Raw genomic sequence first — 24,414 nt, forward strand, 5'->3', positions numbered from 1 at the left:
AATGCCGATGACCCCCATCCGCCCGCTGAGGAAGATCGCACAAGCGCTCCTGCTTGCGTTCGCGGCGTGGGTGCTTGCCGCTGGCGCTGCGTCTGCTCATGGCAGTCATGCCCATGGTGGTCATACCCAGGCGGATGACCGTCCCGTGACCGTCATGGCTTCGCAGCCTGTCGCGTACGAGGAGTCGGCCACGCCGGCAGCGAGCCTGCCGGACGGAACGGAGGCGCCTGCCGCGCACGAGGCCGACACCTGTCCGGGCGGCGGCATGGCAAACCACGACGAAGGCTGCTGCACCATTGCCTGCCATGCAGCGATGGCCGCCCCCGGCATCGATGCCTGGGCAGGTCCCGGGATCGCGTCATCGGTCCCGACGCTCATGAGCGACCTGCTCGAGGGCCGTTGCGGCGGCCGTTCGGAACGTCCTCCCAGATTCACCTGACCGCGTTCGCGCCATAAGCGTGTGTCTGGTCGCGAGTCGTTCCCCGGCTCGCTAGCTCCGACGTCCGACTTGCGCGAACGCAGGCAGCTCGCCGCCGTCCGGCCGCGAGGCTCGCCCCGTTGCGTCCACGTCAATTCTGCCCGGGCTTCTGCCATGAGATTCCTGATTCCAGCCATGCTTGCGCTTGGAGCGGCCGCATGCGCCGCGCCTCCCTTGCCTGCGTTGTCGCCTGACGACGCTTCCAGCCCCGATGCCGCCATCATCGGGACGCCGTACCAGCCGGTGATGTCCGGCACCGCGCCCCATGCGCCGGTCGGCCTGAAGCCGTGGCGGGAACTCAACGATCGCGTCGCCCCCGCGGCCGGGCGGTCGCAATGAGCGCCCTTTCGCGGGTGGCCGCCGTCACCCTCGTCGGACTGCTGGCCGCCGGTTGCGCGAAGTTCACCGACGATGGCGGCATGGCGCCGGTCACGGACGGCGTTCGCCGGGAGATCGGCCGCGACGCCGTGAAGATCTCCTCGCCGGAAGACATGCGACGGGCCCGCGAGCGCGTGCAGTCCCTGCTGGCGGAGCCGCTCAGCGAGGAGGCGGCCGTCCAGATCGCGCTCCTGAACAATCGCGGCCTGCAGGCGGCCTACAACGACCTGGGAATCTCGGAAGCCGAGTATGTCCAGACGAGCCTGCCGCCCAATCCCGCAATCACCTTGAACCGCACGTTCGGCACGGGAAGCTTCGTGGAGTTCGGTTTCCAGCTCGTCGGCAACCTGCTGGCCTTCGCGACGCTGCCCGCCAGGACCGAGATCGCGAAGCGCGAGTTCGAGGAGGCGCGCTATCGCGCGGTCGCAACGACGCTCAGCCTGACGATCGACGTGCGGCGTGCCTATGTCCGCGCGCTCGCCGCCCAGCAGCGCCTCGCCCTGCTCGAGCAGGCGCGCCAGACGGCCGATGCCTCGGCACAGATGATGAAGCAGCTCGGCGAGACCGGCGCAGCCAACAAGCTCGACCAGGCGCGCGTTTCCGCTTTCTATGCCGACCTGAGCGTCCAGGTCGCGCAGGCGCGGCTGGCGGTTACCACGTCGCGAGAGACCCTGACCCGCATCCTCGGTCTCTGGGGAAGCGATCTCGCCTACAGGCTTCCCTCCCGGCTCCCGGTCCTGCCGGCCGCCGCCGACGCGCTGGCCGACGTGGAGGTCGATGCGATGAGACGGCGCGTCGACCTGATCATCCTTCGGTACGAGATCGTGACACTGGCGAAGTCGGCGAACTTCGTGAATGCCACGCGCTATCTCTCGTTCCTGGAACTGGGCCTCGGCTTCCGAAACGAGGTCGAAACCGGCAGCACGGGCGAGCAGACGTCCAAGAACAGGTACGGGATCGAACTCGGCATCGTGATCCCCATCTTCGACACCGGCCAGGCCCGCGTGACGGCCGCCCAGGAGATCTACATGCGGGCGATCAACAGGCTCGTCGAACGGTCGGTCAACGCCCGCTCGGAGGCGCGTGTCGCCTATGCGACGTATCGCGCGACCTATGACATCGCGCGCTACTACCAGTCGCGCATCGTTCCGCTGCGGCGCCAGATCTCGTCCGAGGTGCTCCTTCGATACAACGGGATGCTCACCGACGTCTTCGAGGTGCTGATCGAGGAGCGCGAGCGGATCAACGCGAACATCGCGTCGCTCGACGCCTTGCGCGACTACCACCTGGCCGTCGCCGACCTCCAGGCGGCTCTGATCGTCGGTGGCACGGTGCCGCCGTCCGGCGTGATCAACACGACCCCGCCTCCCGAAACAATTCCCCTCGGACTCTAGGAAAGGAGAACGACATGAGCATTTCCCGGCGTGATCTCGTCGGAGCATCGGGTCTCGCACTCCTCGGCGCCGCCGCCGTCAGCGGTCGCGTCCAGGCGCAGTCGATTCCCGAGGCCCCGACCACCACCACGAACACGATGCAGCCGCCGCTCTATCCGACCAGCGGACCCGACTACCAGCCCGTCGTGACGCTGAACGGATGGACACTGCCGTGGCGGCAGAACGGCGACTGGAAGGAGTTCCATCTCGTCGCCGAACCGGTCGAGCGCGAGATCGCGCCCGGCATGACGGCGCGCCTGTGGGGCTACAACGGCCAAAGCCCCGGTCCGACGATCGAGGCGGTCGAGGGCGACAAGGTGCGCATCTTCGTGACCAATCGCCTGCCGGAGCACACGACCGTCCACTGGCATGGCCAGCTCCTGCCGTGCGGCATGGACGGCGTCGGAGGGCTCACCCAGCCTCACATCAAGCCGGGCAAGACCTTCGTCTACGAGTTCCAGCTCATGAAGAGCGGGACCTTCATGTACCACCCGCATGCCGACGAGATGGTGCAGATGGCGATGGGCATGATGGGCTTCTTCGTCGTCCATCCCCGCGATCCGAAGCAGCATCGCGTCGACCGCGACTTCGTGTTCCTGCTGAGCGCCTACGACATCGAGCCCGGCGGCTACGTGCCGAAAGTCGCAGAGATGCTGAACTTCAACATGTGGACTTGGAACAGCCGGGTGTTCCCAGGCATCGACCCCCTGGTCGTGGCGAAGGGAGACAGGGTGCGCGTGCGCGTCGGCAATCTCACCATGACCAACCACCCGATCCACATGCACGGTTACGACTTCGAGGTCACCTGCACCGACGGCGGATGGGTGCGACCGGAGGCGCGCTGGCCCGAGGTCACGATCGACATCCCGGTGGGTGCCATGCGCGCCTACGAGTTCGACGCAATCTACCCCGGCGACTGGGCGATCCACTGCCACAAGTCGCACCACACGATGAACGCGATGGGTCATGACCTCCGCACCTTCATCGGAGTCGACAAGAAGCAGTTCGCCAAACGGATGAAGCGCCTGGTGCCCGACTACATGCCGATGGGCAGCGCCGGCATGGCCGACATGGGCGAGATGGAGATGCCGCTGCCGGACAACACGCTGCCGATGATGACCGGCTTCGCCCAGTTCGGCGCCGTCGAGATGGGCGGCATGTTCTCCGTCGTGAAGGTGCGCGAGGGCATCGGGTCGAACGACTACAAGGACCCCGGCTGGTACCAGCATCCGCCCGGAACGGTGGCCTGGGAATGGACGGGGCCGCCGCCCGCCACCACCCGCGCGCCCACGCCCGTACCGGCTACCAAACCCGGCGGCGCACCGGCGCGCGTGGTCAAGCCGTCGTCCCATGACTCCCACAAATAGTTCCACCAAGGAGGCAATCGTGAAAACCGGAACGTTCCTGACCGCATCGATCGTCGCGGCCCTGCTGGCCGGCGCGGCCCTCGCGGCACCCGGCCATGCACCGGGCGAAGGCCACGATCACGGCGGCGAGACGGCGTACGGCAGGCCGGGAGATCCGAAGAAGCCGGCGCGCATCGTCCAGGTCGTCTTCCGCGAGGACGAGGGGAAGATGCTGTTCCTTCCCGACGGCTTCAGATTCAGGAAGGGCGAGCAGGTGCGCTTCCAGCTCCGCAACAACGGCGCCGTCGACCACGAGTTCGTCATCGGCACCGTCGAGGAGAACCTGAAGCACATGAAGGAGATGGAGAAGAACCCCGACATGGAACACGACGATCCCAACGCGAAGCGCCTGAAGCCCAGGGCGACCGGCGAGATCCTCTGGCAGTTCACCAAAGCGGGCACGTTCGACATCTCCTGCCTCATCCCCGGACATCGCCAGGCGGGCATGACCGGCACCATCGTCGTCGAGTGAGTCCCTTCAGGAGCGGAGGTCTGCATGTTCAGGAAGATCGTCACGGCGATGCTGGTCGCGATCGCATTCTCGGTGTCCGCATGGGCCGACAGCGGCATGGTGCAGGCCGAAGTCATCAAGGTCGACAAGTCCGCGGGGAAGGTCACGCTCAAGCACGGGCCCATCAAGAGCCTCGACATGGACGCGATGACCATGGTGTTCCGCGTCGCCGATCCCGCCATGCTCGACAGGATGAAGGCAGGCGACAGGATCGAGTTCGAGGCCGAACGGGTCAACGGCGCCATCACCGTCACCAAGCTCGGCAAGGGACGCTGACCGGGCTGCGATGAGGCAGCCCATCGCCAACGCGTGGCATGCAATTTGCTGCATCGTCTCTGGAAATTCGGGGACGACCAGGGGGTTCGCATGTTCCATCGTTTGCTGTCCGGTCTGGCTCTTGCTGCCGCCTTCGTCTCAGTCGCCGCGGCGCAGGATCTGCCCAAGAGCCAGTTCAAGGTGATCGGGCTGAACAGCCCGACTCCGGTCTCGATCCATGACGAGCTGCCGTTCTGGCGCAAGACGATCCCCGAGGCTTCCAAGGGCGCGATCACCGTCGACGTGACGCCGCTCGACCAGATGGGCATCGACGACAAGACCATGCTGCGGCTGCTGAAGCTCGGCGTGATGGACTTCGCCGCCATGGATATTTCCAAGATGGCCGGCGACGATCCGCGATTCGAGGCGTGCGATCTCGCCGGCCTCACGCTCACGCCGGCCAAGGCGCGCGAAGCCTGCAATGCTTATCGCGCCGTGATCGACCGCCAGATGCAGAAGAACTGGAATGCCAAGCTGCTGGCCTTCGGCGGCAACACGCCCCAGGTCTTCTGGTGCCGGGACGTACTGGCCGGCCTCGAGGGGCTCAAGGGCAAGAAGATCCGCGTGTTCAACAACACGATGCGCGACTTCCTGAGCGGAGTGGGCGGCACGGCTGTCAGCATGGCCTTTGCCGAGGTTGTCCCGGCGCTCAACAACGGCGTGGTCGATTGCGGCGTGACCGGCAGCCTGTCGGGCAACACCGCCGGCTGGGCCGAGGTCACCAAGTCGATCTACCCGATGTCGCTGGGCTGGAGCATCAACGTCCTGGCGGTCAACCTCGACACCTGGAAGCGGCTCGATCCCAAGACGCAGGCTTTCCTGACCGAGCAGTTCAAGGCCTACGAAGACAAGATGTGGAAAACGATCGAGACGACGACCGGCGAGGCCGACAACTGCAACACCGGCAAGCAGCCCTGCACCATGGGCAAGCTCGCCAAGACCACCATCGTGCCGGTCAAGCCCGAGGAGATGGAGGCCCATAAGAAGCTGGTCGAGGGTGCGGTGCTCGCCGGATGGGCCAAGCGCTGCGGAGCAGCCTGCGCGAAGGAATGGAACGAGACCGTCGGCAAGACGCTCGGCCTGCAGGCGCCCACGCCGTAGCCGGCGGCTGCTCTCATGATCGGAGTCCGTCGCTTCGCCCAGTGGGGCCTTTGGTTCGGTGGTGCGCTGGTTCTCCTGGCTGCGGTGCTGATCGGCATCGACGTGCTGATGCGCAAGTTCCTCGCGCGCTCGATCGGCGGTGCCGACGAACTGGCCGGGTATTCACTGGCGATCGGGACGACCTGGGGCCTGGGGGCGGCCTTGCTCGACCGGGCGCACATCCGGATCGACTCGCTCTACGTGCTGTTTCCGCAGAAGCTGCGGCTGGCGCTCGATCTCCTGGCCCTGGTTCTGTTCACCGCCTTCTTCGCGCTGACCCTGTGGCACGGGCTGGGCGTCGTCGGTCAATCCTGGACGTCGGAATCGCGCAGCCAATCCGCCCTGGAGACGCCGACCATCATTCCCCAGTTCCTCTGGATCGCAGGTCTGGTGGCCTTTGTCGGCATCGCGATCGTGATCATCGTGCAGTCGCTGCGGCTCGCCCTGGCCGGCGATCTGAACGGCATGGCGCAACTGATCAGCACGCGGTCGGCAGAGGAGGAAGTCGAGGACGAGATTCGCGACCTCAAGGGCCGGCAGGATCGCGAGGGAAGCGCCTGACATGCTCATCGTCACGCTCCTCATTCTCATCGGCCTGCTGGCTCTGGCGATTCCGGTCGCTGCCGGCCTCGGCATCCTCGGCCTGTCGCTGTCGGGCATTTATTCGAAGCTGCCGCTGTCGCTGGCGATGGGCGAGATCGCCTGGGGCACGTCGAACAACTTCCTGCTTGTGGCGATTCCGTTCTTTGTGCTGCTGGGCGAGATCCTGCTGCGCTCCGGCATGGCCGAACGCATGTACAATGCGCTGGTCCTGTGGGTGCCGTGGCTGCCCGGCGGCCTGATGCATTCCAACATCGCAGCCTGCGCCATGTTCGCGGCAACGTCCGGATCGAGCGTGGCGACGGCGGCGACCATCGGGACCGTGGCGCTCGGCGAGGTCGAGAAGCGCGGCTATTCCGAGCGGCTGTTCCTCGGTACCATCGCCGCCGGCGGCACGCTGGGCATCCTGATCCCGCCCTCGATCAACATGATCGTCTATGGGGTGCTGACCGAGACGTCGATCCCCAAGCTCTACCTGGCGGGCTTCATTCCCGGTCTCGTCCTGGCCAGCCTGTTCAGCCTGACGGTGCTGGTGATCTGCCTCGTGCGGCCGGCGATGGGTGGCAAGCCGACCTCGACGAGCTGGGCTCAGCGGATCGCGGCCCTTCCCGATCTCATTCCCCCGCTGGTGATCTTCCTGTCAGTCATCGGCTCGATCTATGCGGGATGGGCGACTGCCACGGAATCGGCGGCGCTGGGCGTGATCGCCTCCATCGGCATCGCCGCGGCCTATCGCCGGCTGACGCTGCGCACCCTCCTGAACGCCTTCGAGGGGACGATGCGCACCACCGCCATGATCATGGCGATCCTGCTCGCGGCCTACTTCCTGAACTTCGTCATCACCTCGATCGGCCTCACCGGCCAGGTCAATCGCTTCATCACCAGCCTCGGCCTGTCGAAGGTCCAGCTGCTGATCGTCGTGGTGATCTTCTACTTCATCCTCGGCATGTTCATGGAGACACTGTCGATGATGGTGGCGACGGTGCCGATCATCGCGCCGATCATGATCAAGGCCGGCTACGATCCGATCTGGTTCGGCATCATGATCATCATCCTGATGGAACTGGCCATGATCACGCCGCCGGTCGGCATCAACCTCTATGTCGTCCAGGGCCTGCGCAAGAAGGGCCGCATCGACGACGTGATCCTCGGCACGTCGCCTTTCGTCATCACCATGCTGCTGATGCTGCTGGTCCTGTCGATCTGGCCGCAGATTGCGCTGTGGCTGCCGCAGATGGCGGCGACCTAGGCCGCCGGCGCCAGCGTAATCACGATGTTCCCCGCGCTGTCGCGCTCGGCGCGGGCGCCGGGCGGAACGACGCAAGTCGTGTCGTATTCGTCGATGATCAGCGGGCCGGTCTGCGCCACGGAGAGGTCGAGGCGGCTCACGACCGGCGTCTCCATCCAGCCGTGCCTGTCGCCGAACCAGGCGCGGCGCGAGGCCTGGCCCTTCGCCTCTGCGCGGCTCGGCCGCACGTTCCGGGGCACGCCGCTACCCTCGCGCAAGCCCGCGCCCACCAGCTGGATGGCGACCAGCTCGACCGGCTCGTCCGGCCCGGCGCGATGGCCGTAGGTGCGCTCATGCTCCTGGCCGAAGGCTTCCTCCAGATGCGTGACCATGCGGGCGTCGATCGGGCCGTCCGGCACCGGCACCGTGAGCTCGTAGCTCTGGCCCTTGTAGTGCAGCGCCGCGGAGCGCTTCAGCCGGGCGCCCGCGCCCGTGAAGCCCTCGGCGGCGAGCTGGCCGTCGGCCTGTTCCGCCATCGTGGTCCAGGCGCGATCGATCTCGCCGAGATCGGCCTGGCGCAGCAGGCGCCGGAAGGTCCGGGCATAGTGGTGCTCGACATCGGCGTAGAGCAGGCCGAAGGACGAGAAGAGCCCGGCGGACGGCGGCACGATCACCTTGCCGATGCCCAGCGCCGCCGCCATGCCGGCGGCGAACAGCGGTCCGTTGCCGCCGAAGGCGAACAGCGAGAATTCGCGCGGATCGCGGCCGCGCTCGGTCGACACCGCCTTGATGGCGCGGATCATGTTGGAGGCCGCGATCAGGTGCGCGCCGTAGGCCGCGCGCTCGACGGTCATGCCGAGAGGCCTGGCAATCTTCTCCTCGAACACGGCGCGCGCCTTGTCGGCGTTGAGCTTTACGGCGCCGCCCACGAGATGGCCGGGGTTGATGTAACCCAGCAGCACGTTGGCGTCGGTGATGGTCGGCGCCGTGCCGCCCTTGTCGTAGCAGACCGGGCCGGGGAAGGCGCCGGCGCTTTCCGGTCCCGCCTGCAGCGCGCCGCCCGGATCGATCCAGACATGGCTGCCGCCGCCTGCGCCCACCTCGGCGAGGTCGATCGCCGGGACCTTCAGCGTGTAGCCCGCGCCGGTGAGCAGGCGCGAACCGATCATGATGCCGGCGCCCACCGCATACTCCTGGGCGCGCGCGACCTCGCCGTCCTCGACCATCGAGGCCTTGGCGGTGGTACCGCCCATGTCGAAGGTGATGATCTTCTCGAGGTTCTTGGCGCGGGCCAGCGCCTGGGCACCGACGACGCCGCCGGCCGGGCCCGATTCGATGATGTTCATCGGCCGCTCGGCGGCGGCGGTGTCGGTCGTGAGGCCGCCGTTCGATTGCATCAAGAGCAGGCGCGCCGGAATGCCGGCACCATCGAGCCCGCGCCGCAGCGCATGCAGGTAGGTCGCCACGATCGGCATCACATAGGCGTTGATGACCGTGGTCGAGGTCCGCTCGTATTCTTTGATCTCGGGCAGCACCTCGCAGGAAACGCTGAGCGGCAGGTGCGGTGCCTTCCGGGCGACGAGGTCGCGCAGCATCAGCTCGTGCGTTGGATTGGCGAAGGAGTTCAGCAGGCAGATGGCGATCGCCTCGACCTTCTCGGCCAGCAGTGCGTCGACGGCGCGTTCCGCATCGGCCGGGTCGAGGGCGCGGTCGATCTTGCCGGCATGGTCGACCCTCTCGTCGACCACGCGACGCAGATAACGCTCGACCAGTGGCTCGGGCTTGGTCCAGCCGAGATCGTACAGCTTGGGCATGCGCAGGGTGCGGATCTCCAGCACGTCGCGGAAGCCCTTGGTGGTGATCAATCCGACGCGGGCGCCCTTGTGTTCGAGGATCGCGTTGGACGCGACCGTCGTGCCGTGGCGGATCTCCTCGATGGCACCGCCGTCGAGCCCGGTCTCGCGGAAGACCTCACTCAACCCGTCGACGATTGCCTGGGCGTAGTTGCCGACGCTCGAGGAGATCTTCTTGGTGTGGATGGTGCCGTCGGAGCCGAGCAGCACGATGTCGGTGAAGGTGCCGCCGATATCGACACCGACGCGGTAGGTCACGGTCATGTTGGCTACTCCGCGGCCCGGGCGAGCGGGGCCGGATCGTGCCATTGCACCTTGGGCGTCTCGGTCCAGCCGCGCACCTTGGCGATCTCGGCGCGACGCCGTTCCGTCGCCGCCGCGTCGACTTTCCAGACCCCGGTGTCAATCACGACGCCATAGTCGGCGAGCGCCTTCGCGGGCGAGAGCAGTTCGTTGCGCACGTCGCGCAGGACCGCGGCGGGATCGCGCTCCAGTGGATCGCCCCAGCCGCCGGCACCGGCTAGCACATGGCGGAAGATGTCGCCGCCCTTGACGGTCATCGTGAGTTTCGAGGGCAGCAGCCGGTTCTCAGCCCCGGGGTTGAGATAATTCTCCGACGGCCCGCCGGGACTGCCGCCATAGAGGCCGAACGGCCGATGGTCGCGGCGGTCGGAGCGGACCTGCAGCATGCCCTCGGTCTCGAGGAACTTGTAGTCGCGCCGGAACGGCACGCCGCCGCGATACTTTCCGGCGCCCGCCTTGTCGGCCACGAACTCGTAGGCCAGCAGCTGGATCGGCTGCTCGGCCTCGGTCACTTCGATGGAATGCGAGGCCATGTTGGCGAACATGTGTGAGTTGCCGTCGAGCCCGTCGGCAAAGGGCCGCGCGCCCCAGGCGCCGCAGGTGAAGTCGACATAGACGAAGGGTTTGCGCTCCGAATCGTAGCCGCCGATCGAGATGCCGGTGTTGCCGCCGTCGCCCGCTGCCTTCACGCGGTCGGGCAGCATCATGGCGAGCGCGCCGAACATGCAGTCGGTCATGCGGAAGCCGGTCAGGCCGCGCGCCGCACAGGCCGCCGGCAGCACGCCGTTGCCCACCGTGCCCGGCGGGCAGATCACCTCGATGGCGCGGAACACGCCTTCGTTGTTGGGGATGCCCGGCGGCAGCACCGAGCGCACGCCGGTGTAGGAGGCGGCCTTGGTGAAGGAGAGCGTGTTGTTGATCGCGCCCTTCACCTGCGGGTTGGTGCCCGTCCAGTCGACCACCATGTGGCCGCCCTTCTTGGTGATGGTGACGAACAGGCGGATCGGCTTGCCGTAGTCGACGCCGTCATCGTCGATCCAGTCTTCGAAACTCCACTGGCCGTCGGGAAGCTCCTGGATCGCCGCCCGCGTCAGGCGCTCGGCATAGTCGATGACTTCGTTGAGATAGAACTTCGTCTCTTCTGCTCCATGGCGTGAGACCAGCTCGGCGAACTGCTTCTCGCCGATATGGCAGGCCGCGAGCTGGGCGCGCAGGTCGCCGAACAGCTGGACGGGCAGGCGGACGTTCTTCTCGATGAACGTCATGATGGTCTTGTTGAGAATGCCCTTGTCGTAAAGCTTCATCGGCGCGATGCGCAGCCCCTCGGCGTAGATCTCCGTCGAATCCGAGGCGTTCGAACCGGCGACCCGGCCGCCGACGTCGATGTGGTGGCAGACGGTGCAGGCGAAGGCCAGCCGCTCGCCCTCGTGGAACAGCGGCTTGATCACGAAGATGTCGGGCAGGTGCATGCCGCCGTCGAACGGGTCGTTCATGATGAAGACGTCGCCCGGCGCCATGTCGTCCTTGAAGTGCCGCATGATCGATTCCATCGCCGTCGGCACGGAGCCGAGATGGCCCGGCAGGGTCAGGCCCTGGGCCGCGAGCTTGCCGTTGGCGTCGGCGAAACCCGTCGAATAGTCCATGTTGTCCTTGAGCACGCCGGAATAGGTCGTCCGGAAGACCGTGAGCGCCATTTCGTCGGCGATCGAGAAGATGGCGTTCTTGAAGAGCTCCAATGCGATCGGATCGGATACCGGCACTCGTCTTCCTCCCGAAATCAGTGGCCGTCATTTGGCGAGCGTCGCCATGCAATTTGCAAGCCGCTTCGCCTGTCGAATTTCGGCTATGTGTAGACGGGACCGGTCCGACCGGTCGCATGGGCGAACTTGCCCGCGCCGCGCTACACTATATTGGCCCTCCAAAGGAACGCTCGATGCCCAGGACCAAGATTGCCCTCGCCTGTCAGGGCGGCGGCAGCCAGACCGCCTTTACCGCCGGCGCCTTGAAAGCGCTCTGTCAGGCTCAGGGACAGGGCCGGCTGAAGGACGAGTTCGAGTTCGTCGCCATCAGCGGTACGTCGGGCGGCGCCGTCTGCGCCACGCTGCTCTGGTACTCCTTCATGAAGGGCGAGCGGCCCGTCTGGAAGCGCATGATGGATTTCTGGGAGGAGAACACCGCCCAGGGGCCGATCGAGCACGCGATCAACAGCTTCATCGTCGAATCGGTCCGGCTGGTGAACGCGGGCATCATGCCGACGCTGCAGCTCAGCCCGTCGTCGCTGCTCATGCAGTCGATGATGGAGTTCATGACGACGGGGCAGCGCACGGGCTTCTCCGATTTCCGCGGGTTGCTCGAGAAGCACATCGACTTCGCGGAGATCGCCTCGTGGGGGGCGAAGCCGCAGCGGCCGGTCCTGATGCTCGGCGCCGCCAACGTGACCAGCGGCGCGCTCGCCAAGTTCGTGTCCGCGCACGAGCCCATCCGGGTCGAGCACGTCCTGGCTTCCTGCGCGGTGCCAAACATCTTTCCGGCGGTGCAGATCGGACAGGATGCCTACTGGGACGGGCTCTTCTCGGACAACCCGCCCGTCGAGGAACTGATCCGCCCGCGCTCGGTCGGCGAAGCCAACATTCCCGACGAGGTCTGGCTGATCAAGATCAACCCGACCGCCAGTCGGCGTGTGCCTCTGAAGCCGGGCGAGATCGTCGACCGGCGCAATCAGCTCGAGGGCAACATCTCGCTGTTCCAGCAGCTCGGCCATCTCGAGTTCATGAACGACCTGATCCTGGCCGATGCCTTCCGTCCGGAATTCCTCAGCCGTTTCGACATCAAGGCGCCCGTCCGGATCCCGAAGTCGTTCCACACCGATGGTGCCAAGCCCTACCACATTCCCTGTATCGAAATGCCGGCCGAGCTTCAGGATCTGCTCGACTACGAGGGCAAGATCGATCGCGGCTCCGAGAACATCGGTCGCCTGATCGCCGAGGGGGAGAAGGCCGCAGAAGTCTTCCTGAAGGCGCGGGCAGAAGCCGTCGCCGCTTCTTCCCTCGGCGAAAGCCAGACCGCCGGGCAGGCCACGCCGAACGGTGACGGGTTCGACGAACTCCCGCTGTCGCGCTGGCGTGACCCTTTGGCGCGTCAGGAGTGATGGCTACTGCGGTTCGATCTTCGCGATCTTGACGTAGTCGGCCCACTTGGCGCGTTCCTCGCGATCCTGCGCCGCACATTGCTCGAGCGTGAGCGGCCTGGCGGTGAGGGCGAATTCATCGGTCAGGCGCTTGTTGTTCTCGGGCGCCGTGATGGCCTCGTTGATCAGCGTGTTCAGCCGCTGCTGGATCGGCAGCGGTGTGGCCTTCGGCACCGCAATGGCCAGGAAGCCCGTGCTGGTGAAGCCTGGGAAGGTTTCGGAGAGGACCGGGATATCGGGATAGAGCGGGCTGCGACTGGGAAGCGAGATGGCGAGTGCGCGCGCCTTCTTGTCGACGACCTGACCGCGCCCGGCGGTTAGGTCCACGAACATGAAGTTGATGGCGCCGCCGTAGAGGTCGTTCCAGGCATTACCGATCGCCTTGTAGCCGACACCCTGCCAGTCGACGCCGGCCTTCTTGCCCAGAACCTCGGCCGGCACCTGCGAGCTCGCATTGAAATAGCCGAAGTTGAGCTTGCCGGGTCGCGCCTTGGCGTCGGCCAGCAGGTCGGCCAGGGTCTTGTAGGGACTGTCGGCCGGCACCACGAGGAAGGTGCCGGAGGAGCCGATGATGCCGACGACGGAGAAATCCTTCTCCGGGTCGTAGCCCGGATTCTTGTACATGTGGACGTTGGCCGCATTGGTCGAAGTCGTGGCCAGCATCAGCGTGTAGCCGTCCGGCGGTGCGACCTTCACGGACATCGCGCCGACGATGCCGTTGGCGCCCGGCTTGTTCTCGACCACGAAGGGCTGGCCGGTCTTTTCCTCAATATACTTGCCGACCAGACGCGCCGTGATATCGCCCGAGCCGCCGGGCGCGAAGGGCACGATGATCCGGATGGGCTTGTTCGGGAAAGTTTCGGTCTGCGCAGCGGCAGGCAGGGCGGCGAGGAGAGGGAGAGCGAAGAGGCTGCGGCGAGACAGCGATGTGCGAAATGTGTCCATGGGAGTGGACTCTAGCGCATGTGCATCGGATGGACAGCGCGCCGCTTGCAGCCCTACCTTGCAGCCATGTCAAAATCAGGTCGGCCGCCGCTCGACGGCATTCGTGTCATCGATTTTTCCCGCGTGATCGCGGGACCCATGTGCACCCAGATGCTCTCGGACATGGGCGCCGAAGTGATCAAGATCGAGAATCCCGACGGCGGCGACGACACGCGCAAGGGCGCCGGCCCGCGGGCCGGGGGCCCCAACGGCGAGAGCCATTTCTTCATGACCTACAACAGGGGCAAGAAGAGCGTCGCGCTGGACTTCACCAAGCCCGAAGGCCAGGCGATCGTGCACAAGCTCCTCGCCGGTGCCGACGTGATGGTCGAGAACTTCCGGCCGGGCGTCCTGAAAAAATACGGCTTCGACTATGCCAGCGTCGCCGCGAAGTATCCGAAGCTGATCTACCTATCGATTTCGGCCTACGGACAGACCGGGCCGCTGTCGGACCGGCCGGGCTACGATCCCGTGCTGCAGGCCGAGTCAGGCATGATGAGCGTCAACGGCGAGGCCAATGGCGAGGGGCTGCGCCATGCCATCGCCATCGTCGACACGATGACGGCGATCCACTCGGTGGCCGCGGTCAACGCCGCGCTCTATGCGCGCCGCGACACCGGGAAGGGACAGCAGATCGATCTCGCCCTCTACGACACGGCGCTCGTGTCGCTGGGCAACATGGGCTCCTACTACCTGATCGGCGGCGAGCAGCCGCGGCGGGCTGGCAACGGCCATTTCGCCTCGGCGCCCAACAGCTCGTTCGAGACGGCGAACGGCAAGATCTACATGGCGGTCGCGAACCAGAAGCTGTTCGCCGACACAGCCAAGGCGCTGGGCCACCCCGAATGGGTGACCGATCCGCGCTTCGATACGGTCGCCAACCGCGTGGCCAACAAGCCCGAGTTGACACGCCTCATGGAAGAGGTGCTGACGACCGACACCAAGGAGAACTGGGCGCAGAAGCTGCGCCACCTCCCGGCCGGCCCGATCCGCACCATGAAGGAGGCTCTGGACGAGCCCGAAGTGAAGCGCCGCGGCATGCTGAAGACCTACAGGCACAGCAAGGTCGGCGACGTGCCGCTGATCGGCTCCAACTTCCACTTCTCCGACACGCCGGTCGACGACACGCGACCGCCGCCCGCGCTGGGCGAGCATACCGATCAGGTGCTGACCGAACTCGCCGGCCTCGGCGCCGCGGAGATCGCGACGCTGCGGGAAAAGAAGATCGTGGGCTGAGTCCTCTCATTCATGTCGTCCTGAACGAAGTGAAGGACCTCGCGGAACGGCCAGACGACTCCTTGCCTACCGTGAGATCCTTCGCCTTCGGCTCAGGATGACAGGCTCCTTACCTGTCCAGCCAGGTTTTCAGGATGAGGTTCGCTTCCTCGGGCTTTTCCATCGTGACGAGATGGCCGCACTGGTCGACGACCACGAGCGCCGCCGCCGGGATGGCCTTGGCGATCTCCTCGGACAGGAAGAGCGGCGTCGCCGCGTCGTCGCGGCCGCAGACGACGATGGTCGGGCACTTGATGCTCGGCAGGTCGGGACGGCGGTCGGTGCGGATCGCCGCCAGCTCCTCCTGCCGCTTGTAGATCTCGACGCCGATCTCGCCGCACATCGTCATCACCTCGTCGACCAGCGGCTTGTCGGGCAGGCGATAGGCCGGGATGAAGCGTGTCATCTGCATGCCGAGCACCAGCTCGAAATGACCTTCGTCGGCGAGCCGGATGCGGGCGCGGCGGATCGCGCGTTCGGCCTCGCTCTGGCTCCTCATGCCGGTGTCGAGCAAAGCGAGCCTGGTCACGCGGTCGGCGGCGAATTGCATGATCTCGACCGCGAGCATGCCGCCCAGCGACAGGCCGGCCAGCGCGAACTTTTCCGCCGGCATCTGATCGACCACCCAGCGGGCGGCGGTCTCCCAACTGTCCCAGATGGACAGTGGTGCCTTGCGCCAGTCGGGCACGACGATATCGGCCTGGCCCGAAAGGGCGGCGACCTGGGCCGAGAACAGGCGGGGCGAGCACAGCACGCCGGGGACGAGCAGCAGGGGGGTCTTGGTCATTTCCTTCCTCCGTCGCCGAGCGTAGCGCAGACGATTCGGCTGCGGTACCAATAGGCATGGCCGCCGCCTCCGTTCGCGACATCCGTCTCGACCTGTTCCGCGGGCTCGCTTTGTGGTTCATCTTCCTCGACCACATCCCGACCAACATCGTGAGTTGGCTGACCGTCCGTAACTACGGCTTCAGCGACGCGACCGAGATCTTCGTCTTCATCTCGGGCTACACCGCCGTCATCGCCTACGGCCGCATGCTGGAGCAGGAAGGCTGGCCGCGGACCGCGGCCCGCATCTATCGCCGCGTCTGGCAGCTCTACGTCGCCCATATCCTGCTGTTCGTGGCCTTCTCGGCCCAGATCGCCTGGGTCTCGATCGCGCGCGACACGCCGGCCCTGATCGAGGAGATGGAACTGCTGGGCCTCGGCCAGAACCCCTATCGCGCCATCCTCGAAGCGGCCCTGCTCAAGTTCCGGCCGGTCAATCTGGACGTGCTGCCGCTCTACATCGTGCTGCTGGCTGTCTTTCCGCTGGTCCTGCCGGTGGTGGTGCGCTGGCCTTGGGCCGTGATCGCGGCCTCTCTCGCCCTCTATGCCGCGACCTGCCGTTTCGACTGGAAACTGCCAGCCTACCCCGACGAAAAGATCTGGTACTTCAATCCCATGGCCTGGCAGGTCGTGTTCCATGTCGGGGCGGCCTGCGCCGTGTTCGGCTCCGGACTGTCCTGGCTGGACCGGTTTCGCACGCCGCTGACCGCCGTGGCCGTCGCCTTTCTGCTGTTCGCAGCGTTCATTGCCCTGTCCTGGCAGTACAATCCGCTGGAAAGGCTGGTCCCGGTCTGGGTGGCGCGGATCATCTATCCGATCGACAAGACCAACATCGACATCCTGCGATTCCTGCATTTCCTGGCGATCGCCTGGCTGGTCCGGATCGCCGTGCCGATCGACGCCCCCGCCCTGAAATGGCGGATCTGGGAGCCACTTCGCAGATGCGGTGAAGCTTCATTGCTTATATTCTGCATCGGGACATTCCTGGCGCTCAGCGGCCAGGTCATCGTCAGCCAATATGAAGATTCGATCTTGTCGCAGATTGTCGTGAGCATCCTGGGCATCGCCATCATGTGTGTGGCCGCCTACATCGCGGCCTGGTTCAAGCGTGGGAACGCACGTGGGACCGATCGCGCGCCTGTGGCGACCAGAGTGCCCCGGTGAAACGGACGATCGCCCTGCTGGTCGCCGCGCTCGCCCTGGCGATGGGCGGAACCGCCCACGCCAAGTCGATGACCCTGTGCCGTGCAAAGCCGGAGGTGCTTGCGCTGGGGACGACGCTCCCGATCTCGCGCAAGGCGATCGCCGAGCGCAAGCTCCTGCGCATAATTGCGTTGGGATCCTCCACGACTGCGGGCTACGGGGTCTCGAATCCCGCCTTCGCCTATCCCACGCAGCTGCGCATCGGGCTTGAGAAGGCGTTGCCGGGCGTCGATATCGAGGTGATCAACCGCGGCATCGGCGGCCAGGACGTCGAGGAGATGGCGGCCCGCATGCGCTCCGAGATGGAGGACAACCCGCCCTCCCTGGTGATCTGGCAGACCGGCACCAACGCCGCCATCCGCCACATGCCGCTCGACAAGTTCGACAAGACGCTGCGCGGCGGGCTGAAGCTCGGCACATCGCTCGGGGCCGACTTCATCCTGATGAACCTGCAATATGTGCCGGCCGTCGTCGCCGTGGCCGACAAGGAAGCCTATGAGAAGGTCATGGCCGGGGCGGCCAGGGACTATTCCGCGGGCTTGTTCCGCCGCTACGACATCATGCGCGGCTGGTACGATGACGGCATGCCCTACGCCCAGTTCGTGCAGCTCGACGGTCTGCATCTCAACGATTTCGGCCAGAAGTGCATCGGCAAGCTGCTGACCCGCTCGATCCTGGATGCGCTGACCGGTCCCTGAGAAGAGGACGCAACATGCCCCGCCGCTTCGTCGACCTTTCGATCTATCTCGAGAACGACGTGATCTCCGATCCGCCGCCGTTCGGGCCGAACATCCAGTACCACAAGCATGCCGACACGGCCGGCCAGATCGCCGGCTTCTTCCCCGGCCTCCGGAAGGAAGACTTGCCGGACGGCGCCGGCTGGGCGGTCGAGAACGTCAACCTCTCGACGCACAACGGCACGCATCTCGACGCGCCGTATCATTTCCATCCGACGATGAACAAGGGCGAGCGCGCCATCACGATCGACGAGGTGCCGCTCGAATGGTGCTTCCAGCCCGGCGTGAAGCTCGATTTCCGCGACAAGCCCGATGGCCATGTCATCACGGCTGCCGAGGTCGAGCAGGAGCTGAAGCGCATCGGCCACGAGCTGAAGCCGCTCGAGATCGTGGTCGTGAATACGCGGGCGGGCTCGCGCTACGGCAACGACGACTACGTCAATGCCGGCTGCGGCATGGGCTACGACGCCACGATCTACCTGCTGGAGAAGGGCGTGCGCCTGACCGGCACCGATGCCTGGAGCTGGGACGCGCCATTCTATTTCACCGCCCAGAAATGGGCGAAGGACCACGATCCGTCGATCATCTGGGAGGGCCACAAGGCCGGCCGCGACATCGGCTACTGCCACCTCGAGAAGCTTCACAATCTCGAATCGCTGCCCGGCGACGGCTTCACCATCGCCTGCTTCCCGCACAAGATCCGCGGCGCCTCCGCCGGCTGGACGCGCGCCGTCGCGATCTTCGAGGAGTGATCGCGAAGGCGTGTGGCTACGCACTCGGCGCGTGCTGGTCCCGACCCGGCGATCGGCGGCATCGTCAAGGCATATATCGAAACAAACGAAATATACGAAACTAACGAAAGGAAAAATCCTCCCCGTGCGGGAGAGATTTTTTAATTGAGGGGCCTTGACATTGTGAGGATCGGCGCGGGGATGCGCTGGATAGCCTTGGCCCGGCCGGTGCAAAGCCGCAACGAACCGCCAGGACGCCTCGCTCTAGGGCGGGACGGGGCGCCGCGCGAAAAGAAGTGCGAGGCCGAGGGTGGCGACGAGACCGCCCGCGGCCGTGCGCAGGCGGCGCAGCATCTCCGGCCGGCCCGTGGCGAGGGAGCGCGCCCGCGAGGCCAGCATCGCGACGACGACGTCGACGGCCGTGTTGAGCGCCACGGAAATCAGGCCCAGCAGCAGGAACTGCGGCCAAACCGGACCTGCGGCCGGATCGACGAACTGCGGCAGGAAGGCCAGGAAGAAGGCAGCGGTCTTGGGATTGAGCGCCTCGACGACGATGCCCTCGCGGAAGGCCCTGCTGGCACCCGTCGTCACCGCTCCGGCCTCGAAGGGAAGACGGGCCTCGTGGATCGCCTTGAGGCCGATCCAAACGAGATAGAACGCGCCCGCGAGCTTCAGGATCGTGAAGGCCTCGGCGCTGGCCATCACCAGCGCCGATACGCCGATGGCGCCGGCCGCCACATGGACCAGACCGCCTAGACCCGTGCCGAAACTGGAGGCAAGCCCTTCGCTGCGGCCTCCGGCCAGGGTGCGTGCCGCTACGTAGAAGATGCCGGGCCCGGGCGAGATCGCGATCGCCAGGGCCGTCGGGATGAAGAGCGCGAGGGTCGCGAGATCCATCGCCGCCTACGGCAGCGGGTCGGGCTCGCCCGGCGGCAGCGGCATCTCGAAGACGTTGAGGGTCATAGACACCAGCATGTAGTAGCCGCAGACGCCCACGAGATCGACGACGCCTTTCTCACCGAACGCGTCGATGGCGCGCTTGTAGTTGGTGGGCGCCACGCGGTTGGTCTCGAGATATTCGGTGACGAAGTCGTAGACGACCTTCTCGACGTCGCGCTTGAACGGCGGCGTGGCGCGCAGGCGGACCGCCTCGATGATGTCTTCCGCGAGGCCGGCTTCCCTGGCGAGGCGCGCATGCGCGTAGAACTCGAACTGCGCCTTGAAGTGCCGGCCGACCAGGCAGATCGCCAGCTCGGACAGGTCGCGCGGCAGCGAGTTGTCGAAGCGGCAATATTCGCCGAGCTTCTGGGCGCGGTCCGCGAGGATGGGGCTGCGCAGCCACGGTTCGAAGGGCCCGCGCAGGCCGCCGCGGGGACCGGACATGATCGCGTCGGCGACCTTCTTCTGTTCGGGATCGAGTTTGTTCAGGTCGAGCGGCGCCAGACGCGGCATTGCGTTTCCTCTGTTCTGTCTTTTCGAAGGGTTAGATCGGACAACCGGCGTCGGCGACGCGATTGGCATCGGCGGCGTCGAAGATGTGGTTCACGATCGACAGGCCGGCCTGCATCGCCGCACTCGATCGCACGCTGCAGGAACCTGTCGCGGTCCACAGAACCTTGCCGCTGTTCGATTCGTAGAGCGTGAGCGAGACGCGCAAGGTCGAACCGGACGGCACGGGCGGGATCGTGTCACGGCGCCCGATCGGATTGGCGGGAAGCGCGAGACGCGGATTGGCGCCGGTCTCGTAATCCTGGCTCTGGATCAACGGTATGTCGCGGTCCAGGCCGCCGCCGGACAGGTCGAAATAGCTCACGTCCATGCGCATGATGTTGCCGCCGCTGAAGCCGACCTGGTTGCCGCGCTGGGCAAGGCGCACCATGACCTGGCGGCGCAGCTCGCGGGCAAGATGGGTGTCCGAGGTGAGCTGGACAGCGATCTTGACCTTCGGGATCTTCTGGTAGGCCTTGATCTCCAGTTCGCCGAGCTTGGGCCCGGCGGGCATGCCATATCCCTGGGCGGAGGCCGGCGCCGCGAAGCAGAGCGCAGAGAGCGCAACAAAGGTGGCGGCGATACGCATTCGTCTTTCCCCTAACGTCCCTCGACCGCCGTGAGCCTGCTCCAGCCGGCCTCGTCCCGGTCGAGCATGCGCTTCAGCGATTCGAAATGCAGGAAGGCCTGCTGCGCCTCGCCCGCGATCTGCCTGGCCGTATGCTCGGCCATCGCCTCGTCGATGTTGTGCAACTCCCGGCCGGTCTGCATGGCCAGCACCTGCACCATCGCCGCACGTTCGAGGTAATAAAGGTCGTCGTAGGCTTGGGCAACGGTCGGACCCGAGACGATGACGCCGTGGTTCCGCAGGAACAGGATGTCCTTGTCGCCCATCGCCCGGCACATGCGCTCGCCCTCGTCGTTGGACAGGGCGACACCGCCATAGGCCTCGTCGTAAGCAATGCGGCCCCAGTAGCGGAAGGCGTTCTGGGTGCACATCTCGATGCGGCCGTCGCGGATCGAGGTCAGCGCCGTCGCGTAGGGCATGTGGGTGTGCAGCACGACCTTGGCGCGCGGGTTGCCGGCATGGATGCGGGCATGGATGTAGAAGGCGGTCGGCTCGACCGGATACTTGCCCTCGACGATGGTGCCGTCGCCATCGGCCATGACGATGTCGGACGGCGTGATCTCCGACCAGTGCAGGCCCTGCGGATTGACCAGGAAGAGATCCTCGCGGCCGGGCACCGCCATGCTGAAATGGTTGCAGACGCCCTCGTTCAGACCGTGCCGCGCGGCGGCGCGCAGGGCGGTGGTCAGGTCGATCCGCGCCTGGGTGACCGGGTCGTTCGCCAGCATTGAAAGGGCTCCGTTGAAGAAAGGCTCCGCCGCGGGCGATGATGCTGCGAAGCGCATATGCGGCCAAGCAAAATCGCCGACGTCAGGAGCTGTCCCGATGAATGTTCTGTTCGATTCGCCGGTTGGAGCCTTGCTGGCGCGGCCGTGGGTCGATCCGGTCGGGCTGTACGGCCTGCGGCGATGGTATCTGCCACTCTCGCGACTGTGGGCGGCGGCCAATCTCGCCGGGCTGGATGTCGCTCGATTTCGTGACGGGATCGGCCTTGCCCTGCCGGGTTTCTGGTCGGAGGCCCGCCTCCAGCGTCTGCTGGCGCGTCATGGACGGGCCCAGGCCCGCGCGGAGGAGATGCGGACGGAATGGGAGGCCGCCCTCTTCGATCCGGTGGCCGGGGGCGATCCTGAACGGCTGGACCGCGAAAGGCGGTCCGCTGCGACCGCCCACCTGGCGAGCCGCGCACTCTTCTATCCGCTGCTGTTTCCCCGCCGGCCGCCGCTGGCGCGCTGGCGAATCGACCCGCCCGAACAGGTCGAGCGTGAGCTCGGTCGTGCCCAGGAGAATCCTTCGGCCCTCTACGTGGCGCCACTCGCCCCAGGAAGCGTCGAGACATCGCGAAGCTTCGTGCGGGAGGGCCTTCGCGAATACTGGCTGCGGGCTGCGACTCCATCGGCGCGACTGCGACAACGCCCGGGCAGTGAAACGCTCTATGCCCGTGTCGTCGAACCTGTCGGTGGAACGATCGACACTTTGGTCTTCGGAAACGGCCTCTGCGTCGAGACCGAGTTGATGTCGATGGACAGGGGGCCGGGTCCCCAGCTCGCGGCAATGGGATGGAGGGTCATCGAGCCGGTCTCGCCGTATCATGGCCTGCGGGCGATGCCGGGCTTCTATGGCGGCGAGCCGTTCTTTGCGACGAGTCCGATGGGTTCCATGGATCTCATTGCCGGACAAGCGATCGAGTCGGGGCTCCTGGTTGCGTGGGCACGCGCGCGGTTCGCCGGCAAGGTTGCGCTCGCGGGCATATCGATGTCGTCGTTCGTGGCGCAACTGGCCGCCAGCCATTGCCATCTGTGGCCGGCCGAGGCGCGGCCCGACGCGGCTCTGCTGATCAGCCATTCGGGCCGCGTCGAGGACGTCACCTTCGGGGGAGCGCTTGCTGGCATGCTGGGGCTCGACCGCGCACTGATCGAGGCGGGCTGGGCACGCGAGAGCCTGGCGCGGCTTTCACGCATGATCGATCCTGCGGACATGCCGGCATTGCCGCCCTCGCGCATCGTTTCGGCACTGGGCGAAACCGATCGCTGGGTGCCTTATCGCGATGGCCTGGCGCTCGCGCAACGCTGGCGCCTGCCACAAGACAATCAGTTTCGCTACCGGTTCGGCCATCTCGGCATGCCGGTCCAGCTCATCCGCGACAGCAGCCCCTTCGCGAGACTCAGGCAGGTGATGAACGAGGGCTAGGTGTCGTACCGGAGATCTCGCGCACCAGCTTGGTGCGCACGGCGCGGCCGAAATGGTCGAAATTGTCGGCCACGATAAGAAACGAACCCGGCCCGCCGATGACGCTCTCCTCGTAGTACTTGTCCAGGGTGAGGTCGGGCGGACGGCCGAAATTGCTGCGGTTCATCATCACCGGCAGGCCGTTCACCACGATGCCCTGCGATACGAGCTTGTCGCGTACGATCTCGGCGGGCGGGCCATCGTTCGTGCGGCCGTCACCCGAAACGTCGATGACGCGCCGCTTGGCGACGAAGGGCGAACTCTCGAAGCGCTGGCCGGCATGAGCGAGGGCCGCTCCGACGGCGGTCCAACTCTGCGAGGTTCGCGGCGCCTCGGCGAGCTTTTCCGCAAAGCGTCGGGCCGCCCCGGGACTGTCGATCACGGCCCAGTCGATCACGACGGTCTGAAAGTGTGCGCCCGCCCACTCCGTGTAGCAGATCGCGATGCGCCTGTTCTCGCCCGAGAGGATGGCGTCGACCACCCGGTCGTTGGTCAGCGCCTCAATGTAGCCGCGACGCTGGAGCTCGGCCTCGACCTCGTCGATCGAGCGCGAGACGTCGACGGCCAGCACGAGCTGCAGGTCGACTTGTGTCTGGGCGCGAGCCGACGGTGCCGTCGCCAGCGCCGCCATGGAGCCTACGAGCGCCGACCGTCGCCTCATGCCCACCTCCGCCGAAGAAGCGAAGCATAGCACCGGCGCGGCGCATGCAAACGAAAACGCCGGAGGAAATCCTCCGGCGTTCAGGTCGACCGTCAGGACGGTCTATTGTCGGAACGGCTTACTGATCGTCGTCGAAGCCGCGCTTGCGCGGCTCGTAGTCGCGATCGCGACGCGGACGATCCGGGCCAGCGCCGAAACGACGGGCCGGCTTGCCGAAATCGCCGCCTTCGGCCGGAGGAGCCGGGGGGGCGCTGGTGAAGTCGGCACGGCGATCCCGCATCGGGCCACCATCGCCACCACCACCACCGCCGGCCCCGCGGTAACCACCGCCACCGCCACCGCCACCGCCGTAACCACCGCCGCCGCCTTCACGACCGCCGCCACCGTAGCCGCCGCCACCGCCGCGATAGCCACCGCCACCGCCGCCGTCACGGCCGCCGCCACCACCGTAGCCGCCGCCACCACCGCCGTAGCCGCCGCCGCCACCACCACCACCATAAGGCGGGCGCGGGCCGCGCGGACGGAAGCCGCCGCCATCACGGCCGCCACCACCACCGCCGCCATATCCACCGCCGCCGCCGCCGCCACCGGGCTGACGTTCGACGGCTTCACGGACCGCGATCGAGCGGCCATCCAGCAACGCGCCGTTCATGGCCTGCATGGCCGAGGCGCCTTGGTCATCGGTTTCCATCTCGAGGAACGCGAAGCCGCGGCTGCGGCCGGTCTCGCGATCCACGATCACTTTCGAAGATGTAACGGTGCCGAACTGAGAGAAGGCTTCAGACAGACGCTCAGACGTGACCGAATAGGGCAGGTTGCCCACA

General features: G+C 66.3%; 25 protein-coding genes. 15 read left to right on the forward strand and 10 right to left on the reverse strand.

The genetic code is table 11. The features are described from left to right. Positions 1-7: 7 nt before the first annotated feature. The 9 genes from EPO41_RS15985 (at position 8) to EPO41_RS16025 (ending at position 7,510) form a co-directional block, all read left to right on the forward strand. Positions 8-439 (forward strand): hypothetical protein, encoded by a 432-nt coding sequence (locus EPO41_RS15985; RefSeq protein ID WP_296326838.1) that lies wholly within the window; start codon positions 8-10, stop codon positions 437-439. Between the two features lie 222 nt (positions 440-661). Further along, on the forward strand, positions 662-817 hold the full coding sequence (locus EPO41_RS15990; protein ID WP_296326840.1) for a hypothetical protein: 156 nt from the start codon (positions 662-664) through the stop codon (positions 815-817). Further along, a complete protein-coding gene (locus tag EPO41_RS15995; RefSeq protein WP_296326842.1) occupies positions 814-2,250 on the forward strand; it encodes a TolC family protein in 1,437 nt (478 codons plus the stop codon). The genes EPO41_RS15990 and EPO41_RS15995 overlap by 4 nt, the downstream gene beginning before the upstream one ends. 14 nt (positions 2,251-2,264) lie before the next feature. Then, entirely contained in the window at positions 2,265-3,656 is a 1,392-nt protein-coding gene (locus tag EPO41_RS16000) for a copper oxidase (RefSeq protein ID WP_296326844.1), read from the forward strand. A gap of 19 nt (positions 3,657-3,675) precedes the next feature. Further along, a complete protein-coding gene (locus tag EPO41_RS16005) occupies positions 3,676-4,167 on the forward strand; it encodes a cupredoxin family protein (protein WP_296326846.1) in 492 nt (163 codons plus the stop codon). A 24-nt stretch (positions 4,168-4,191) separates the two neighbouring features. Next, positions 4,192-4,482, forward strand: a complete 291-nt coding sequence (locus tag EPO41_RS16010) for a copper-binding protein (RefSeq protein ID WP_296326848.1) — start codon at positions 4,192-4,194, stop codon at positions 4,480-4,482. Between the two features lie 90 nt (positions 4,483-4,572). Further along, complete coding sequence (locus tag EPO41_RS16015; RefSeq protein WP_296326850.1) at positions 4,573-5,622, forward strand: TRAP transporter substrate-binding protein; 1,050 nt, start codon at positions 4,573-4,575, stop codon at positions 5,620-5,622. 15 nt (positions 5,623-5,637) lie between these two features. Then, positions 5,638-6,222, forward strand: a complete 585-nt coding sequence (locus tag EPO41_RS16020) for a TRAP transporter small permease (protein ID WP_296326852.1) — start codon at positions 5,638-5,640, stop codon at positions 6,220-6,222. Between the two features lies 1 nt (position 6,223). Next, entirely contained in the window at positions 6,224-7,510 is a 1,287-nt protein-coding gene (locus EPO41_RS16025; RefSeq protein WP_296326854.1) for a TRAP transporter large permease, read from the forward strand. Here the strand turns inward: EPO41_RS16025 and EPO41_RS16030 are convergent. Together EPO41_RS16030 and EPO41_RS16035 are read right to left on the reverse strand one after the other, a co-directional pair. Further along, positions 7,507-9,606, reverse strand: a complete 2,100-nt coding sequence (locus EPO41_RS16030; RefSeq protein ID WP_296326856.1) for a hydantoinase/oxoprolinase family protein — start codon at positions 9,604-9,606, stop codon at positions 7,507-7,509. The two genes, EPO41_RS16025 and EPO41_RS16030, sit on opposite strands and share 4 nt — an antisense overlap. Positions 9,607-9,611: 5 nt before the next feature. Continuing rightward, entirely contained in the window at positions 9,612-11,405 is a 1,794-nt protein-coding gene (locus EPO41_RS16035; protein ID WP_296326857.1) for a hydantoinase B/oxoprolinase family protein, read from the reverse strand. Positions 11,406-11,578: 173 nt separating this feature from the next. Here EPO41_RS16035 and EPO41_RS16040 point away from each other — a divergent pair, with 173 nt between their 5' ends. Continuing rightward, complete coding sequence (locus tag EPO41_RS16040; RefSeq protein ID WP_296326859.1) at positions 11,579-12,793, forward strand: patatin-like phospholipase family protein; 1,215 nt, start codon at positions 11,579-11,581, stop codon at positions 12,791-12,793. A 3-nt stretch (positions 12,794-12,796) separates the two neighbouring features. Here EPO41_RS16040 and EPO41_RS16045 read toward each other — a convergent pair whose 3' ends face one another. Further along, entirely contained in the window at positions 12,797-13,777 is a 981-nt protein-coding gene (locus EPO41_RS16045; RefSeq protein ID WP_296326862.1) for a tripartite tricarboxylate transporter substrate binding protein, read from the reverse strand. A gap of 66 nt (positions 13,778-13,843) precedes the next feature. Here EPO41_RS16045 and EPO41_RS16050 point away from each other — a divergent pair, with 66 nt between their 5' ends. Continuing rightward, complete coding sequence (locus tag EPO41_RS16050) at positions 13,844-15,052, forward strand: CoA transferase (RefSeq protein WP_296326864.1); 1,209 nt, start codon at positions 13,844-13,846, stop codon at positions 15,050-15,052. 109 nt (positions 15,053-15,161) lie between these two features. Here EPO41_RS16050 and EPO41_RS16055 read toward each other — a convergent pair whose 3' ends face one another. Further along, a complete protein-coding gene (locus EPO41_RS16055; RefSeq protein ID WP_296326866.1) occupies positions 15,162-15,878 on the reverse strand; it encodes an alpha/beta hydrolase in 717 nt (238 codons plus the stop codon). Positions 15,879-15,934: 56 nt separating this feature from the next. Between EPO41_RS16055 and EPO41_RS16060 the strand changes: the two genes are divergently transcribed. Genes EPO41_RS16060 through EPO41_RS16070 form a run of 3 tightly spaced genes read left to right on the forward strand, consistent with a single transcriptional unit; the run spans position 15,935 to position 18,608 of the window. Then, positions 15,935-17,080 (forward strand): OpgC domain-containing protein, encoded by a 1,146-nt coding sequence (locus EPO41_RS16060; RefSeq protein WP_296326867.1) that lies wholly within the window; start codon positions 15,935-15,937, stop codon positions 17,078-17,080. Then, a complete protein-coding gene (locus EPO41_RS16065) occupies positions 17,077-17,817 on the forward strand; it encodes an SGNH/GDSL hydrolase family protein (RefSeq protein ID WP_296326868.1) in 741 nt (246 codons plus the stop codon). The genes EPO41_RS16060 and EPO41_RS16065 overlap by 4 nt, the downstream gene beginning before the upstream one ends. Positions 17,818-17,831: 14 nt before the next feature. Then, positions 17,832-18,608 (forward strand): cyclase family protein, encoded by a 777-nt coding sequence (locus EPO41_RS16070; RefSeq protein ID WP_296326869.1) that lies wholly within the window; start codon positions 17,832-17,834, stop codon positions 18,606-18,608. 243 nt (positions 18,609-18,851) lie between these two features. Here the strand turns inward: EPO41_RS16070 and EPO41_RS16075 are convergent, their stop codons facing one another. Genes EPO41_RS16075 through EPO41_RS16090 form a run of 4 tightly spaced genes read right to left on the reverse strand, consistent with a single transcriptional unit; the run spans position 18,852 to position 21,431 of the window. Further along, a complete protein-coding gene (locus EPO41_RS16075) occupies positions 18,852-19,484 on the reverse strand; it encodes a LysE family translocator (protein ID WP_296326871.1) in 633 nt (210 codons plus the stop codon). Positions 19,485-19,490: 6 nt separating this feature from the next. Next, positions 19,491-20,039: a carboxymuconolactone decarboxylase family protein gene (locus EPO41_RS16080; RefSeq protein ID WP_296326872.1), complete on the reverse strand. Its 549-nt coding sequence runs from the start codon at positions 20,037-20,039 to the stop codon at positions 19,491-19,493. Between the two features lie 31 nt (positions 20,040-20,070). After that, entirely contained in the window at positions 20,071-20,664 is a 594-nt protein-coding gene (locus EPO41_RS16085) for a hypothetical protein (RefSeq protein ID WP_296326873.1), read from the reverse strand. Positions 20,665-20,675: 11 nt separating this feature from the next. After that, on the reverse strand, positions 20,676-21,431 hold the full coding sequence (locus EPO41_RS16090; RefSeq protein ID WP_296326875.1) for an aldolase: 756 nt from the start codon (positions 21,429-21,431) through the stop codon (positions 20,676-20,678). A gap of 97 nt (positions 21,432-21,528) precedes the next feature. Here EPO41_RS16090 and EPO41_RS16095 point away from each other — a divergent pair, with 97 nt between their 5' ends. Then, positions 21,529-22,890 carry a hypothetical protein gene (locus EPO41_RS16095; RefSeq protein ID WP_296326878.1) on the forward strand — a complete coding sequence of 454 codons (1,362 nt, stop codon included), beginning with the start codon at positions 21,529-21,531 and terminating at the stop codon, positions 22,888-22,890. Here EPO41_RS16095 and EPO41_RS16100 read toward each other — a convergent pair. Next, on the reverse strand, positions 22,865-23,590 hold the full coding sequence (locus tag EPO41_RS16100; protein WP_296326879.1) for a DUF1194 domain-containing protein: 726 nt from the start codon (positions 23,588-23,590) through the stop codon (positions 22,865-22,867). The two genes, EPO41_RS16095 and EPO41_RS16100, sit on opposite strands and share 26 nt — an antisense overlap. Before the next feature lie 118 nt (positions 23,591-23,708). After that, positions 23,709-24,413 (reverse strand): RNA-binding protein, encoded by a 705-nt coding sequence (locus EPO41_RS16105; RefSeq protein ID WP_296326881.1) that lies wholly within the window; start codon positions 24,411-24,413, stop codon positions 23,709-23,711. Position 24,414: the final 1 nt, after the last annotated feature.

The sequence above is a fragment of the Reyranella sp. genome (assembly GCF_004297265.1).
Lineage (GTDB): Bacteria > Pseudomonadota > Alphaproteobacteria > Reyranellales > Reyranellaceae > Reyranella.